The organism is Streptomyces sp. NPDC018833, from assembly GCF_044390825.1.
Classification (GTDB): domain Bacteria; phylum Actinomycetota; class Actinomycetes; order Streptomycetales; family Streptomycetaceae; genus Streptomyces.
In genome coordinates this window covers 119,663-135,818 of sequence record NZ_JBIRZM010000020.1, presented here as the reverse complement: position 1 = coordinate 135,818, position 16,156 = coordinate 119,663, and the positions used below count along the sequence as shown (strand labels likewise).

Below are 16,156 nucleotides of genomic sequence, written 5' to 3'. Positions count from 1 at the left end.
CACCCCCCAGGTCATCCGTTCGACAGGGGGGAACAGTCATGCCGGGCCCGGAGGCCAGCGGCCCTCTTGCAGGACCGCGAAGAACATAACGGGGGCGCCGCCGAACACATGTCGTACGGGTGTTCGAAATTTGGTCTATGGTGGAGACAGGGGAGGTGAGACGGGCTGATCCAGGAGGTGCGGGTGCCAGGGTTCACGCATCTGCACACCGTTTCCGGGTTCTCCGTGCGATACGGGGCCTCCCACCCGGAGCGGCTTGCCGAGTGCGCTGCCGAGCGGGGCATGGACGCCCTCGCGCTGACGGACCGCGACACCCTCGCGGGGACGGTCCGCTTCGCCGAGGCGTGCTCCGGCGCGGGCGTGCGGCCGCTGTTCGGCGTGGACCTCGCGGTGGGGGAGCGTGAGCACCGGGAGGGCCCCGCCGAGCGCCGCCGCACACCGGTCCGCGGAGGGGCGTTCATCGACGAATCCGCGCCCCGGACCGTTTTCCTCGCGCGTTCCCGCCAGGGCTGGGCCGACCTGTGCCGAATGATCACCGCCGCCCACGCGGCCGACCGGGAGCGCCCGCGGCTGCCGTGGCAGGACAACCACGGTGAGGGGCTGACCGTGCTCCTCGGCCCGTCCTCCGAGGTCGGCCGCGCACTCGCCGCGGGCCGCCCCGACCGTGCCGCGGGGCTGCTCGCCCCCTGGCGGGAGCGGTACGGCGACCGGCTGTGCCTGGAGGTCGTCCACCACGGCCGCACCGGAACCGGACCCGGCTCGCTGCGACAGGCCGCCCGCACTCTCGGCCTCGCCGCCGAACAGGACGTACGGGCCGTCCTGACCAACGCCGTCCGGTACGCGGACCCCGGCCTGGGACCGGTCGCCGACGTCCTCGACTCGGCCCGCCGACTCGTGCCCGTGGACCCGCGCAAAGGACTCGACAGCGGCGAGCGCTGGCTCAAGGACCCGGCCGCCATGACCCAGGCCGCCGAGCGGGTCGCCGAGGCCGCGGGCCTCCGGCACGACACCGCGCACCGGCTGCTCACCATGACCGAGGAGACGGCCGCCGCCTGCCTGGTCGATCCCGAGGAGGACCTGGGGATGGGCACCGTGCACTTCCCCGAGCCCCGCCTCGTCGGCGCAGAGCACCGCACCGCGCAGCGGGTGCTCGCCTCGCGCGCCGCGGCCGGCATGGTGCTGCACGGATACGACAGCCGGCGCGACTACTGGGAGCGGATGCACCACGAACTGGACATCATCGCCCACCACGGATTCGCCTCCTACTTCCTGACCGTCGCCCAAGTGGTCGACGACGTGAAGAAGATGGGCGTCCGCGTCGCCGCGCGCGGCTCCGGGGCCGGGTCCCTCGTCAACCACCTCATCGGCATCGCGCACGCCGACCCGGTCGAGCACGGGCTGCTGATGGAGCGCTTCCTGTCCAAGCGCCGGCGGGTGCTGCCCGACATCGACATCGACGTCGAGTCCGCCCGCCGGCTCGACGTGTACCGCGCGATCATCGGACGCTTCGGCGAGGAGCGGGTCGCGACCGTCGCCATGCCCGAGACCTACCGGGTGCGCCATGCCGTGCGCGACGTGGGCGCGGCCCTGTCCATGGATCCGGCCGAGATCGACCGGATCGCCAAGTCCTTCCCGCACATCCGGGCCCGCGACGCCCGCGCGGCGCTCGACGAACTGCCCGAACTCCAGCCGGTTGCCAACGAGTTGAAGCAGCACGGACGGCTGTGGGAGCTGGTCGAGGCGCTGGACGCGCTGCCGCGCGGCGTCGCCATGCATCCGTGCGGCGTGCTGCTCTCCGACTCCTCGCTGCTCGCCCGCACCCCGGTGGTGCCCACGAGCGGCGAGGGCTTCCCCATGTCGCAGTTCGACAAGGACGACGTGGAGAGGCTCGGGCTGCTCAAACTCGACGTCCTCGGCGTGCGGATGCAGTCGGCGATGGCGCACGCGGTGGCCGAGGTGCGCCGGGTCACGGGGGAGAAGGTCGACCTCGGCTCCGTACCGCCCGGGGATCCGGCCACCTACCGGCTCATCAGGTCCACCGAGACGCTGGGCTGCTTCCAGATCGAGTCCCCGGGCCAGCGCGACCTGGTCGGACGTCTGCAGCCGGAGAACTTCCACGACCTGGTCGTGGACATCTCGCTGTTCCGGCCGGGGCCGGTCGCGGCCGACATGGTCCGGCCGTTCATCGAGGCCCGGCACGGCCGCGCGCCCGTCCGCTACCCGCATCCCGATCTGGAGGGGCCGCTGAAGGAGACGTACGGGGTGGTCGTCTTCCACGAGCAGATCATCGAGATCGTGGACATCATGACCGGCTGCGGCCGGGACGAGGCCGACCGGGTGCGGCGAGGGCTCTCCGACCCGCAGTCGCAGGGCAGGATCAGGATCTGGTTCGCCCGGCGCGCCGAGGCGAGGGGCTACGAGCCCGAAGTGATCGCCCGCACCTGGGAGATCGTCGAGGCCTTCGGCTCGTACGGCTTCTGCAAGGCGCACGCGGTCGCCTTCGCGGTGCCGACGTACCAGTCGGCCTGGCTCAAGGCGCACCATCCGGCGGCCTTCTACGCCGGGCTGCTCACGCACGACCCCGGGATGTACCCGAAGCGGCTGCTGCTGGCGGACGCGCGGCGGCGCGGGGTGCCGGTGCTGCCGTTGGACGTGAACCGGTCGGGGGTCGCCCATCGAATCGAACTTGTGTCTGATGGCGAGGTTTCCGGGCCGTCCGGCGAGGGGTCGGGGAAGTCCGGCAAGGATTCCGGGAACCACGGCAAGGGTTCCGGGAGATGGGGCCTGCGGCTCGCCCTCGCGGACGTCCACGGCATCAGCGAGGCCGAGAAGAGTCGTATCGAGGCCGGGCAGCCCTACTCCTCGCTGCTGGACTTCTGGCAGCGGGCGCACCCCAGTCGGCCCGTCGCCGAACGGCTCGCCCAGGTCGGCGCCCTCGACGCCTTCGGCGCCAACCGTCGCGACCTGCTGCTGCACATCGCCGAACTCCACCGTGTCCAGCGCGGATCGGCGTCGTACGGTGGCCAGCTCCCGCTCGCCCAGGGGCGCGGGACCGCCCCCGTCGGCCTGCCCGATCTCGGCGACGCGGAACGCCTCAGTGCCGAGCTGGGCGTGCTCGGTATGGACGCCTCCCGCCATCTGATGACGGATCACCATGCCTTCCTGGCCGAGCTGGGCGTGCTCTCCGCGCAGCGGCTGCGCGGTGCGCGGCACGGCCAGACGGTGCTTGTCGCAGGTGCCAAGGCGGCCACCCAGACGCCGCCGATCCGGTCCGGCAAGCGGGTCATCTTCACCACGCTCGACGACGGCACCGGCCTGGTCGATCTGGCTTTCTTCGACGACAGCCACGCCGCGTGCGCCCACACCGTCTTCCACTCCTGGCTGCTGCTGGTGCGCGGAGTGGTGCAGCGGCGCGGACCGCGCAGTCTCAGTGTGGTGGGCGCGGCGGCCTGGGACCTGGCCGAACTGGCGGAGCTGCGCCGCACCGGCGGCCTGGACGCGGTCGCGGCCCGGCTGGCGGCTCCGCCCGCGCAGCCGGACGGCGATGCCGACAGCGGCCGCCGGATCCACCTGCCGACGGGTTACGAGATGAATCCGTGGGCCGACCTGCGGCCGGCCGGTGACGCGGCCGCCGGCGGAAGGAAGCTGTGGCACCAGAGCCCCGGGAGCGCCGGATGATCCTCTATGTGCGCTTCCTGCTGGAGCCGGCGCCGGACCGGGCCGGAGCCGAGACGGTGCTGCCCGCGCTGCTCGGCGTGGCCGAGAACATCAGCCCCGTCGTCCAGGCGCTGCCGCCCGACGCCGCGCTCGTCGACGTCCGGGGCGCGGAACGGTACTTCGGCCGGGACACGGCCGAGCTCGCTTCCCTGCTGCGAGTGCGCGTGCTGGCGCACTGCGGGGTGGACTGCGTCATCGGCGCCGGCCCCGGACCGATGCTCGCCCGGATGGCGGCGCGCGAGGCCGTGCCCGGTACGACCCTGGTGGTGACGGAGGACGAGGCCACCGCGTTCCTGGCGGACAAGCCGGTCGCCGCGCTCGATGGCGTGGGGCGCGCGACGGCCCGCACCCTGTGCGCCTACGGCCTCGAAACCGCCGGACGCGTCGCCGACGCACCGCTCGCCGTGATCCAGCGGATCCTGGGCGCTCGGGCCGGTCGTGAGGTGTGGGAGCGGGCGCGCGGCATCGACCGTACGACGGTCGTCCCCAACGCGCTCTCCAGCTCGGTTGCCGCCGAACGTAGCTTCTCCATCGACGAGTTGGACCAGGCGCAGCACCGCAGGGCGCTGCTCTCGCTCGCCGAGGAGCTCGGGGCGCGGATGCGCGGTGAGCACGAGGTGTGCCGCTCCCTGTCCCTCACCGTGCGCTACGCCGACCGGTCCACGACCACCCGCAGCCGCACCCTGCGCGAGCCGACCGCCCATTCCGCCGCGCTCGCCGGCACCGCGTACGCCCTGCACGCATCGCTCGGGCTGCAGCGGGCGCGGGTGCGCGGGCTGTCGCTGCGGGCCGAGGGCCTGCTGCCGGCCGAACAGGCCGCCCGGCAGCTGACGTTCGACCCGGCCGACGAAAGGGCGCGCAGGATCGAGGCCGTGGCGGACCGGGCCCGCGCCAGGTTCGGGCCGGGAGCGGTCGTACCGGGGTCACTGGCGGCGTAGCGGCCGGTGGTCGTACCGGGGTCGCTGGCGGCGTAGCGGTCGGCAGCCGCCTCGTATTGACGAAAAGTCAGTCTTTACCGGCACGTCACTTCCCCGTGTGGTTACCCGTTCGTAAGTTGTTGTGTGCACGGCAAGAAATTCAGCCATCGCAACTCCCTTGAGCCGCAAGGAGACCGATCGATGCTGCCTTGGAAACGTGCGCTCCGACCACTGTCAGCCTTCATGCTGGCGGTCGCTGTCGCCCTGGTCCCCGCCGCCACCGCAACTGCCGCATCAACCGCCACGGCCCCCACACGTGGCTGGAACGACTACACCTGCAACCCCTCCGCCGCCCATCCCCGCCCCGTCGTCCTCGTCCACGGAACCCTCGGCAACTCCATCGACAACTGGCTCGCTCTGGCCCCGTATCTGGTCAAGCGCGGCTACTGCGTCTACTCCCTCGACTACGGGCAGCTTCCCGGCGTGCCCTTCTTCCACGGCCTCGGCCCCATCGACAAGTCGGCGCAGCAGCTCGACGCCTACGTCGACCGGGTCCTCGCAGCCACCGGCGCCTTGGAGGCCGACATCGTCGGGCACTCCCAGGGTGGCATGATGCCCCGCTACTACCTCAAGTACCTGGGCGGCGCCGACAAGGTGAACGCCCTCGTCGGCATCGCGCCGAACAACCACGGCACCACCCTGGGCGGGCTCACAAGCCTCCTGCCGTACTTCCCCGGCGCCGCGGACCTCCTGAGCCGGCACACGCCCGCCCTCGCCGACCAGATCGCCGGATCCGCCTTCCTCACCGGGCTCAACGCGGGCGGCGACACCGTGCCCGGCGTGCGCTACACGGTCATCGCCACCCGCTACGACCAGGTCGTCACGCCGTACGCGTCGCAGTACCTCACCGGGCCGGACGTCCGCAACGTTCTTCTCCAGGACCTCTGTCCCTTCGACCTGTCCGAGCACGTCGCGATCGGCTTGTTCGACCGGATCACGTTCCATGAGGTGACGAACGCGCTCGACCCGGCGCACGCCGAACCCACCACCTGCGCCTCTGTCTTCGCCTGACACACGGACAAGGCTGCCGTCCGCTCGGGGGAGCGGACGGCAGCCTTTGCTGTTGCTGTTGCTGTTGCTGTTGCTGTTGCTGTCGCTGTCGCTGTCGCTGTCGCTGTCGCGTCAGCGGCTGTGGCGGCCGCCCGCTGCGGCCGGCCTGCGGCGGCCCAGACCGAACAGCACCGCCGCGCCGACCGCCAGCGCGGCCGTACCGCCGATCGCCAGCGGCGCGGTGCTGCTGTCGGCACCGGTCTCCGCGAGGTTGTCCCCGGAGGTCTCCGGAGCGGCGGCGGACGGCGTGCCGGCACCCTTCGCGTCGGGGGCGTTGCCCGCGGGATCGGGTGACGGAGCCGTATCGGGCCGCTCGGCGGGCGCGGCCGCTCCCGCGTCCTCCGCGTGGTCGTCACCGCCGCGGCCGCCGTGGTCCACCGTCGACTTGCCCGCACCCTCCTCGATCTCCCGGTCCGAGGGGGCGGAGGCGGCCGGCGCCGGGGCACCGCCGCCGTTGTCCTCACCGAACACCACGTCGGAGCAGGTGTAGAAGGCCTCGGGGGAGTCCGAGCGCTGCCAGATCGAGTAGACCAGGTGCCGGCCCGACCGGTTCGGCACGACGCCGTCGAAGACGTACGCGCCGTTCTCCAGCTTCGGGTTGGTGACCTTCGAGAACGGCTTCTCCTCCAGATCCGACCACTTCAGCGGCTTCGTCGGGTCGTAGCCGGCCTTGGTCAGATACAGCTCGAAGGTGCCCTTGTGCGGGGCGGTCGCCTTGTACCGGAACGTGCGGTTCCCTGGAGCGAGCGGCGAGGAAGGCCAGTCGGCGCGGGGCAGGTCGAGCCCCTTGTACTTGTCGCGTCCGGCGCTGCACAGCTCACCGTCCGGGATCAGTTGGCGGTGGTTGCCGGCGGCGTTGGCGATGTTGACTTCGTTCCAGTCGTAGAACGCCTGCGTGCCGCTCGCCGCGACCGCCGCCTTGCACGCCTGCGACGTGGGACTCTCCGGCCCCTCGGCGAAACAGGCGGACACCCGGCTGACCGGATCCGTCATCGACCCGTGGGCAGCGGCCGGAACGGCGGCCAGACCGGCCAGCGCGACCGGCGTGAGACCAAGTGCGGCGACCGTGACGGCCTTGCGGCGAGCGGTCATGGTGACGTTCTCCTTCGAATGGCGGCGAGGGGGCGGGACCCGGTTCGAGCGGGCGGTGCGGCCCCCCGTAGGACTACGGCGCCGACTGCTCGAACCGGCCCCGGCGATCAGCAAACTAGCCCCTGGGCAATGCGAAAGCGCCTGCTGGGAGCGGGAGATGGCGATCCTTATGCTGGCTTTAAGGTGACGCTAAGAAAGCGCTCAGAAAGGCGGCCGCTCGCGTGCTGCTGAGCACTGGGATCGTGCGGGTGTCGTCCGTAGTCGTCCAAGGGGAGCTGCCCTGTGTCGCCTGGGGTGGCTCCCTGCGTGGCTCCCGGTGCGGCTCTCTGGCCGCTTGCCGCCTCCCGACACCGGCAGGGCGGTCGCAGAGGTCTGCGGCCCGCCCGTTGCAAGCCCAACCGTTGCCAATGGCTGGGGTACTACACGGCCTGGGTCTGGCTGGAGGCATGGATCGGGCGCGGAGCTTTCTGATCCGTAGCTCTAGCCGCGCTCTAGCCGGATCGGTCAGTGACGGCTATTCCGGCCGCTACCGAGCCCCGGAGGGGCCCTACCGGACGCGGGCGATTGCTGGGGTTGCGGTACCTGGCTGCTGTACCGCAGGATCCAGACGGGGGTGACCATGGAACGGCATGTGCTGGAATCGCTGTTGGCTGGTGACGACGAGGCGTCCGTGATAGCTCTGGCCCTCCTCCGCAGCGGTGCCTCCTACAGCGTGGGAGACCGGGCGCAACCCGCTGGCGCGCATGCTGGAGTCTTCAAGCGCCGACTTCAGCGCATGCGGATTCACGGATTCGAACCTCTTGGGCTGGAACGAGCAGTGCAGCTCCTCCGCGAGCACGGCCGGCCCGTGCACGTAGGGCTGATCGATTCTGCCGATCGGACGTGGACCTCCCTGCTCTTCCTCACCGAGGACGGCAGCGCGCTGGTGGCCTGCGCCAGCTGGCCGCGGGTTGTCAGGGAGCGACCGCTTTAGGCGAAGCGGTCGGAAGAGGTGCCACATACCGCTGCCGAACGAGGCAACCAAGTGCCCAGTTCCCAAGCGGTGGTTGGCCCGGTCGTGGTGGGATGTTTGCTGGCCGTACCGGCGACAGTCAAGTGACGATGCACGAATTCCTGGATGGTGCACCCAGTGAGCGAACCGACAGCGGACGACCTCGACAAGGAACAGCTGGAGCAGCTGCATGCGGCGACGCTAAAAGCGTCTGAAGCGTGCCTGGAGCTGAAGAAGCTATGCGCTGTAATCCTTGTCCCCGTCGGAACCATCATTACGGCCTTTGGCGACAAGAAGCCCGGCCCCTCGCTATTCGCTGCCGGTTTTCTAGTGATCGTCGCGTTCTGGATGGCAGATAGCTTCAGCTACTACTATCAGAGAAAGCTCAGAGGGGCGATGATTCCGATTTGGCAGCGCCGGGCAACGCGCTGCACAGAAGGTTATCCTTTTTCCCCGTCGTCGGGTGCTGTCGGGCCGTTGAGGGCGGCGTTCAACGCATCCATGGCGTACTATTTCATCCTTGGCCTGCTGTTCGGGGTGGCGGCGTGGGCCTACGTGGCCGGCCTGCTCAACGGATAGGACCTTTACGGTGCGCTACTTCGTCAGTTATGCAAGGCGAGACAACTCGACCGACACGCTGCACAGAATTGCATCGATCATTCCAGACGCCACCAGCATCTATATAGACGACCTAGAGATCCACTCTCCTGAGGTGGACCGCGTGAAAACAGTCGTTGCCGCACTGATGGGCGCAGATGTGTTTCTCGCTGTGCAGTCCACCCACTATCTCAGGACCGAGTGGACCCAATGGGAGCTCGAAACCGCTCTCCGAGGGAAGGCTGAGATTCGGGCTCTATTGCCGGATTGGAGCTTTGCCCACTGGGGTGCTCCGGATTGGCCATGGCCTGTGGAGCGTACGGGTGGGCGAATGGCGTCGATAGGTGCACTGAAGCAGTAGCTTTGCCCACGACCTACCCCAACTTCCATCCCGTCTGCCGTCGACCCACACGTATGTGGAGCGGGCGCGGTGCCTGGCGTCCAGGTGGAGCGCGCCACTGTACGAACGACGTGGACGCCCGGTGCCGTGTCTGCTCGGCTTGTCCTGGGCCGATGGCGGACGGGACGGGAGTTCCCCGCCTCAGCCATCCACTGCCGGCACCCGCCCGAGGCGCCCCGCCATCCCGGAGCCTGAGGCCCTCGCCGGAGGCATCTCGGTGAGGGATGGAATCGACGGCCGGTCGGGGCTCGACTCATGCCCTTGGGCCTATCCCAGCCGTAGGGGCGGGCGCCGGCGCAGCGGGGGCGGAGCGGGCCGAAGGCAGGAGCGTCGCCCCGAGCGGAGCCGGGAAGCCCGCCCGGCGGAGCGGGTAGATCTCGGCCATCCGCTCGCGGACCTCATCGGGCGTGAGCCAAGGCGTTCGGCGACGACCTGCAAGGCCAGGAGAGAGGTCTGACAGGTTGCCCCGGTCGCTCCTCGGTCAGGGTTTCGACGAGACTCGCCGTGCTGTCGTACCTTCCTTTGCTGGCACTCTTCGACCTCGACAACACGCTGATCGATCGACAGGGCGGCCTAGAGGACTGGGCCAGACGTTTCGCCCTCTCGCGACGCCTTGCGCCGTATGCCGCCGTGGCCATCGTCGATCGGTTGCGCCTTCGCGCCTATCCCGCTGATTTCATGCACCTGAGAGAGACGCTCGCGCTCAAAGACTCGGCGGAGGACCTGTGGTGTGAGTACGTCGACGGCATGGCTTGCACTGCGCGTTGCCTCCCTCGTACGCGGGAGGGCTTGCTGGCGCTCCGCCGCGCAGGCTGGTCGCTCGGGGTGGCGACGAACGGCGCGAGCGACATCCAGCGGGCGACAAGGGCGTGTTCGAACTCGAGGCCGGTGAGGAGCCGCTGGGGCGGGTGCGGCGTCCGGGCGGGGGCCGCAAGCGGGTCGCGGATCTTGATCCGGGGCTGCGGCCGGCACTGTTGGCGCTGGTCGAACCGGATGTTCGGGGTGATCCGATGTCGCCGCTGCGGTGGACGGTGAAGTCCACCCGCACGCTTGCGCGGGAGCTGACCCGGGCCGGGCACCGTGTCAGCGCCGACACCGTCGCCGGCCTGCTGCGGGAGGAAGCCTGCAGGCCAACGCCAAGACCATCGAGGGCAGCCAGCACCCGGACCGGGATGCCCAGTTCCGCTATCTCAACGAACAAGCCCGCGAGCACCGGGACGCCGGCCAACCGGTCATCAGCGTGGACGCCAAGAAGAAAGAACTCGTCGGCGAGTTCAAGAACAACGGCCGCCAGTGGCGGCCGACGGGTGAGCCGGCGCCGGTGAACGTCCATGACTTCGCCGACCCGCAGCTGGGCAAGGCCGTCCCCTACGGCATCTACGATCTGGCGACGGACACCGGCTGGGTCAACGTCGGCACCGATCACGACACCGCCGCGTTCGCGATCGAGTCGATCCGCCGCTGGTGGCACGGCCAGGGCCGGGCTGCCTACCCGCAGGCGGCACGGCTGCTGATCACCGCCGACGCGGGCGGCTCCAACGGATACCGCACCCGAGCGTGGAAACTCGAACTGGCCCAGCTCGCCGCCGAAACGGGACTGACCATCACCGTGTGTCATCTGCCGCCAGGCACATCGAAGTGGAACAAGATCGAGCACCGGCTCTTCTCGCACATCACCATGAACTGGCGCGGCCGCCCGCTGACCAGCCACGAAGTCATCGTCCAGTCCATCGCCGCGACCACCACCCGCACCGGACTTCGCGTGAGCGCCGCCCTCGACACCAACACCTACCCCACCGGAGTCCGCATCGATGACGCGGAGATGGCGGCACTGCCGCTGATCCGGCACGCTTTCCATGGCGACTGGAACTATGCCCTGCACCCGCAGGCCCGCCCAGCCGTCCCGGCGGCCCGGACTCCGCACGCGCCAACCCCGCAGTGGGACCAGGCCCTGCTGTCCCATCCCGCCCTGACCGGCATGTCCCGGCAGCAACTGGACACCCTCGCTGAGACTTTGGCCCTCAACGGCCAAATGCGGCGCGGCCGCCCACCCCGGCTCGCTTTCCCCGACCAGGTCCTGGCCACCGTGCTCCATCTGCGCGTCAACCTGGCTGCGGAACCCCTCGCCGTACTGTTCGGCAGCAGCCGGACCGCCATGCACCGCACCCTGCTGAAGACCAGGAAACTGTTCCAGGGACACGGCATCACCATCCCACCCGCGACGACGCCACCCGTCGCCCTCGCTGCCCTCCAGGCTCGGGTCCTCGACCAGACCAGAAGGCCCCACAACAAGATCAAGACAACGTGTTAATGATCTGCAAGCCCTTAGCAGCCGCAAGCACGAGAAAGGGCTTATCGGTTTGCCCATGCTGGATGGCAGCCCGGAGCTGCACGTTACCGAGCGGTCGGCGGAGCGGCTTTTGGGCGGGAGATCGGGGCCCGTAAGCTTCCCGCGACTCGGGCAGTCTGTGGACCTGCCCGCTGAGAAAGGGCTCAGAAAGGCGTGCCGACCGAGCGGGAACGCCCCGCTTCCGTGGCGGCCCGCCCGGGGGCTGCTCCATGTCGCCGGAGCCTGCCCCGTGGCTCACGCAGGCGGCTTGCGGCGGCGCGGGGAGACGGCTGAGGCGCCGCCTGCTCGCGTGCGCGGCCCCCGCACCCGCCGTAGCGTGGGACCGAACTGACCGTCACGATGCCGGGAGCGAGCGATGGCCGGGGAGATCTCCTTCTTCGAACTAGGCGTGGGTGACTCGGAGTTGGCCCGGGCGTTCTACGGCGGGCTGTTCGGGTGGGCCTTCGAGGCCGGGACGACGGAGGGCGGCGGGTACTCCATCCGTACGGCCGGTGTGCCCGGCGGCGTGCACGGCCAGGACCCGGGCGCGAGCCCGTACGTGTTCTTCCGGGTCGACGACATGCGGGCGGCCATCGCACGGGTCCGGGAGCTGGGCGGCACGGTCGAGGAGGCTGACATCGGCGGCGACGAGGAGGCGGTGGCGCGGTTCGGCCGCTTCCAGCTGTGTCAGGACGTCACCAGCCCCCGACGGCGTCCGGTCAGCCCACCCGGCGGTAGCGGCGTTCGGGGCGGCCGGTGCCCCCGTAGCGCAGCGTCACCTCCGCGCGGCCCGTTTCCGCGAAGTACTCCAGGTAGCGGCGGGCGCTCACGCGGGACAGGGAGCCTGCCTCGGCGCACTCCGAAGCCGACAGGTCGCCCGGATGGTCGCGCAGGATGCGTTCGACCAGTTCCGCCGTGTGCGGGGCGAGCCCCTTCGGCAGCTCGCGCGACCCCGGCGGGCGGGTGCCGAAGATCTGGTCCACGTCCTCCTGGCGCGCCTCGTCCAGCCGGTCCAGCCGAGAACGCAGCGACGCCACGTGCCGCAGCTGTTCCTGGAGCGCCGCCTGGTTGAAGGGCTTGATCAGGTAGTGCAGCGCCCCTGCCCGCAGTGCGGAACGCACCACCGCCGCGTCCCGGGCGGCCGTGATGAAAAGCGCGTCCGCGCTCACCCGGTCCGGGTCGCACGCCTCCGCTGCCCGCAGCTCGCGCAGCACACGGATCCCGTCCATGTCGGGCAGATACACGTCGAGCAGGACGAGATCGGGCCGCAGCCGCTCTGCGGCGCGCAACGCCTCCGCACCGCTGTGGGCCACTCCGACGACCGTGAAGCCCTCCGTCGCGGACACATAGCGGCTGTGCAGTTTCGCGACCATGAAGTCGTCGTCCACCACCAGCACCTTGGTCACGCCGACACGCTAGGCCGCTACCACAAGGACCACAACGTCCGTTGATTCCGGAAGAGAGACAGCTTCTTAACGCGCAGGCAACATGTGGGCCACCTCACAGCTCCCACTCACCGCTCATGAGAGGCCCTCCCGTGCGATTGCGCACCTCCATCGCCCTGCTCGGGGCCGCGCTTCTGGTGCTCGCCGTGCCGCCGCTGCTCTCCACGGACGGCGGAACCGACACCGGGACGCAGATCCCCGGCCTGCGCTTCATGGTCCCCAACACCCCCGGCGGCGGCTACGACATCACCGCCCGCACCGCCGCCAAGAACGCCGAGGACGCCGGGCTCACCCACGGCATCGAGGTCTTCAACCTCCCCGGAGCCGGTGGCACCGTGGGGCTGACCCGCCTCGTCGGCGAGCACGGCAACGGCAAGCTCGCCATGTCCATGGGCCTCGGCGTCGTCGGCGCCGTCCACACGAACAAGGCACCCAAGACCCTCGCCGACACCACACCGATCGCCCGGCTCACCGAGGAGCAGGACATCGTCGTGGTCGCGAAGGACTCCCCGTACAAGACGATCGGCCAGCTGATCGAGGCGTGGCGGAAGGACCCGGGCAAGCTCGCCGTCGGCGGCGGCTCCTCGCCGGGCGGACCCGACCATCTCGCGCCCATGCTGATGGCCCGGGCCGCCGGGATCGAGCCCAAGTCCGTCAACTACATCCCCTTCGACGGCGGCGGCGAACTGCTCGCCTCCATCCTCGGCAACAAGGTCGCCTTCGGCGTCTCCGGCGTGGGCGAGTACCTCGACCAGATCAAGTCCGGAGAGCTGCGGCTGCTGGCCGTCACCGGACCGCTGCGGGTCCCCGGTCTCGACGCCCCCACCCTGCGCGAGGCCGGTCTCGACACCGACTTCACCAACTGGCGTGGCATCGTCGCCCCACCCGGACTGAGCGGCGCCGAACGCGACAAACTCATCCGTCTCGTCACCGAGCTGCACGACTCGAAGCAGTGGCAGGAGTCCATGAAGAAGAACGGCTGGGACGACGCCTTCCTCACCGGCGACCTCTTCGGCGAATTCCTGAACGAGCAGGACGAAGAGGTCGATTCGGTGCTGAAGGAGCTGGGGCTGTGAGCGCCGACGCCACCCGTACCGCCGACGGCCGCAGCTCCTGGCTGCGCGAGCACTCCGAACTCGGGGTGAGCCTTCTGCTCCTCGTCATCGGCGTCCTCGTCCTCACCGACGCGCTGACCATGAACGTCGACATCGCCCAGCGCGGACCCGTGGGACCCAGGACCGTCCCCGTCGTCGTCGGCAGCGGCCTGCTGGTCGTCGCCGTCCTCCTCGCGGTCGACGTCCTGCGCGGCGGCCGCGGCGAGGCCGAAGGCGGCGAGGACATCGACCTGAGCGAGCCGAGCGACTGGCGCACGGTCCTGCTCCTCGGCGGCGTCTTCCTGGCCTTCGCCGCGCTCATCGGCCCGCTGGGCTTCCCCGTCGCCGGGGCCCTGCTGTTCTGGGGCTCCGCCTTCGCACTCGGCAGCAGGCACCACGACCGTGACCCTCTGATCGCCGCGGCTCTGTCCGTGGTCACCTACTTCGCGTTCAACAACCTGCTCGGCGTCCCGCTGCCCGGCGGCCCGCTGATGGGAGTGCTCTGATGGATCCGCTGAACTCCCTTCTCGACGGCTTCGGCACCGCACTGACCCCGATCAACCTGCTCTGGGCCGCGATCGGCGTGCTGCTCGGCACCGCGATCGGCGTCCTGCCCGGCATCGGTCCGGCGATGGCGGTGGCGCTGCTGCTGCCGGTGACGTACGGACTGGAGCCGACCGGCGCGTTCATCATGTTCGCCGGCATCTACTACGGCGCGATGTTCGGCGGCTCCACCACGTCCATCCTGCTCAACACGCCCGGGGAAAGCGCGGCCGTCGTCGCCGCCCTGGAAGGCAATCCGATGGCCAAGGCCGGGCGGGGCGCCCAGGCGCTCGCCGCGGCCGCCGTCGGTCACTTCACCGGCGGCATGATCGGCACCCTCCTGCTCGTGGCGCTCGCGCCCACGGTCGCCGACCTCGCCGTGGACATCGGCGCACCCGACTACTTCGCCATCATGGTGCTGGCCTTCATCGCGGTCACCTCGGTGCTCGGCTCCTCCCGTGTCCGCGGACTGGCCTCCCTGCTGATCGGCCTCACCATCGGTCTTGTCGGCCTGGACCAGATGACCGGCCAGCAGCGCCTCACCTTCGGCTCGCTGCAGCTCGCGGACGGCATCGACGTCGTCATCGTCGCCGTCGGCCTCTTCGCGATCGGCGAGGCCCTGTGGGTCGCCGCCCATCTGCGCCGCACCACGGGCGAGCCCATCCCCGTGGGCCGGCCGTGGCTCGCCCGGTCCGATGTGCGACGCACCTGGAAGGCGTGGCTGCGCGGACCGGTCATCGGCTTCCCGTTCGGCGCGATACCGGCCGGCGGCGCGGAGATCCCGACCTTCCTGTCGTACGTCACCGAGAAGCGGCTGTCCAAGCACAAGGACGAGTTCGGCCGCGGCGCCATCGAGGGCGTGGCGGGCCCCGAGTCGGCGGCCTCGGCGTCGGCCGCGGGCACGCTCGTGTCGATGCTGACGCTCGGTCTGCCGACGACCGCCGTCGCCGCGGTGATGCTGGCCGCGTTCCAGCAGTACGGCATCCAGCCGGGACCGCTGCTCTTCGAACGCGAACCCGACCTGGTGTGGGGCCTGATCGCCTCCCTCTTCGTCGGCATGGTGCTGCTGCTCGCGCTCAACCTGCCGCTCGCACCGGTCTGGGCGAAGCTGCTGCGCATTCCGCGGCCGTACCTCTACGCGGGCATCCTGTTCTTCGCCGCGGTCGGCGCGTACGCGGTCGGCGGTGAGGCACTCGACCTGGTGATCCTGCTCGTCATCGGCCTCATCGGGTTCGGCATGCGCCGCTACGGACTGCCCGTGCTGCCCGCGGTCATCGGCGTCATCCTCGGCCCGGCCGCCGAACAACAGCTGCGCCGCGCCCTGCAGATCAGCGACGGCAGCATCACGGGACTGGTCAACACGCCCTTCTCCGTGACCATGTACGCGGTGATCGTGCTCCTGCTGGTGTGGCCGCTGCTGAAGAAGGTGATCGTCCGCCGCCGTAACGTGTCGGCATGACCGACGACATCCGCCCCGCCGCCGCCGACGACGTGCCCGCGGTCAAGGCCGTCACCGACGCGGCCTACCACCACTACATCGAACGGATCGGTGTCGTGCCCGTCCCGATGGAGGCGGACCACGTGGCGAACGTGGCGGCGGGGCGGGTCTTCGTCATCGGTGATCCGGTCCGGGGCGTCATCGTCCTCGTCCCGGAGGCCGGTCACCTCTACCTGGACTCCATCGCCGTTCACCCCGACGCCTGGGGGACCGGGCTCGGTCGGCGGCTCCTCGGCTTCGCCGAGGAGTACGCACGAGAGCTGGGGCTGCCCGAGATCCAGCTCTGCACCAACGCCAAGATGTGGGAGAACCAGAAGCTGTACGCGCGCTACGGCTACGAACTGGTGGAACGCCGGGTCGACGGGCAGTACGACCGCTTCCACTACAGGAAGGCGCTCACCTGAACCGGAGGCCGCCGCAGGC

General features: G+C 70.2%; 11 protein-coding genes and 1 pseudogene. 10 read left to right on the top strand and 2 right to left on the bottom strand.

The annotated features are described in order from the left end of the window. Positions 1–183 precede the first annotated feature (183 nt). From ACH5AF_RS30935 to ACH5AF_RS30925, 3 genes are all read left to right on the top strand, one after another. Entirely contained in the window at positions 184–3,678 is a 3,495-nt protein-coding gene (locus ACH5AF_RS30935; RefSeq protein ID WP_398906226.1) for a DNA polymerase III subunit alpha, read from the top strand. Continuing rightward, on the top strand, positions 3,675–4,655 hold the full coding sequence (locus ACH5AF_RS30930; RefSeq protein ID WP_398906243.1) for a DNA polymerase thumb domain-containing protein: 981 nt from the start codon (positions 3,675–3,677) through the stop codon (positions 4,653–4,655). The genes ACH5AF_RS30935 and ACH5AF_RS30930 overlap by 4 nt, the downstream gene beginning before the upstream one ends. Positions 4,656–4,835: 180 nt before the next feature. Beyond that, positions 4,836–5,705, top strand: coding sequence for an esterase/lipase family protein (locus ACH5AF_RS30925; RefSeq protein ID WP_398906224.1), 870 nt, complete (start codon positions 4,836–4,838; stop codon positions 5,703–5,705). Positions 5,706–5,816: 111 nt separating this feature from the next. On the opposite strand, the gene ACH5AF_RS30920 is transcribed toward ACH5AF_RS30925, so the two are convergent. After that, positions 5,817–6,836: a lytic polysaccharide monooxygenase gene (locus ACH5AF_RS30920; RefSeq protein WP_398906222.1), complete on the bottom strand. Its 1,020-nt coding sequence runs from the start codon at positions 6,834–6,836 to the stop codon at positions 5,817–5,819. Positions 6,837–7,965: 1,129 nt separating this feature from the next. Here ACH5AF_RS30920 and ACH5AF_RS30915 point away from each other — a divergent pair. The 3 genes and pseudogenes from ACH5AF_RS30915 (at position 7,966) to ACH5AF_RS30905 (ending at position 11,135) form a co-directional block, all read left to right on the top strand. Continuing rightward, positions 7,966–8,406 carry a hypothetical protein gene (locus ACH5AF_RS30915; RefSeq protein ID WP_398906220.1) on the top strand — a complete coding sequence of 147 codons (441 nt, stop codon included), beginning with the start codon at positions 7,966–7,968 and terminating at the stop codon, positions 8,404–8,406. Positions 8,407–8,416: 10 nt separating this feature from the next. Further along, on the top strand, positions 8,417–8,785 hold the full coding sequence (locus ACH5AF_RS30910; protein WP_398906219.1) for a TIR domain-containing protein: 369 nt from the start codon (positions 8,417–8,419) through the stop codon (positions 8,783–8,785). An 851-nt stretch (positions 8,786–9,636) separates the two neighbouring features. Further along, positions 9,637–11,135: pseudogene (locus ACH5AF_RS30905) on the top strand (ISAzo13 family transposase). A 737-nt stretch (positions 11,136–11,872) separates the two neighbouring features. Here the strand turns inward: ACH5AF_RS30905 and ACH5AF_RS30900 are convergent. Continuing rightward, the gene (locus ACH5AF_RS30900; RefSeq protein WP_398906217.1) at positions 11,873–12,559 is read right to left on the bottom strand and encodes a response regulator; all 687 of its coding nucleotides are present in this window, start codon (positions 12,557–12,559) and stop codon (positions 11,873–11,875) included. 131 nt (positions 12,560–12,690) lie between these two features. Here ACH5AF_RS30900 and ACH5AF_RS30895 point away from each other — a divergent pair, with 131 nt between their 5' ends. The 4 genes from ACH5AF_RS30895 to ACH5AF_RS30880 are packed head-to-tail and all read left to right on the top strand — an operon-like array spanning position 12,691 to position 16,137. Continuing rightward, a complete protein-coding gene (locus ACH5AF_RS30895; protein WP_398906216.1) occupies positions 12,691–13,674 on the top strand; it encodes a Bug family tripartite tricarboxylate transporter substrate binding protein in 984 nt (327 codons plus the stop codon). Beyond that, positions 13,671–14,198, top strand: a complete 528-nt coding sequence (locus tag ACH5AF_RS30890) for a tripartite tricarboxylate transporter TctB family protein (RefSeq protein ID WP_398906215.1) — start codon at positions 13,671–13,673, stop codon at positions 14,196–14,198. Before ACH5AF_RS30895 ends, ACH5AF_RS30890 begins: the two co-directional genes overlap by 4 nt. After that, positions 14,198–15,694 carry a tripartite tricarboxylate transporter permease gene (locus ACH5AF_RS30885; RefSeq protein ID WP_398906213.1) on the top strand — a complete coding sequence of 499 codons (1,497 nt, stop codon included), beginning with the start codon at positions 14,198–14,200 and terminating at the stop codon, positions 15,692–15,694. The genes ACH5AF_RS30890 and ACH5AF_RS30885 overlap by 1 nt, the downstream gene beginning before the upstream one ends. Then, positions 15,691–16,137, top strand: coding sequence for a GNAT family N-acetyltransferase (locus ACH5AF_RS30880; RefSeq protein ID WP_398906211.1), 447 nt, complete (start codon positions 15,691–15,693; stop codon positions 16,135–16,137). The genes ACH5AF_RS30885 and ACH5AF_RS30880 overlap by 4 nt, the downstream gene beginning before the upstream one ends. Positions 16,138–16,156 lie beyond the last annotated feature (19 nt).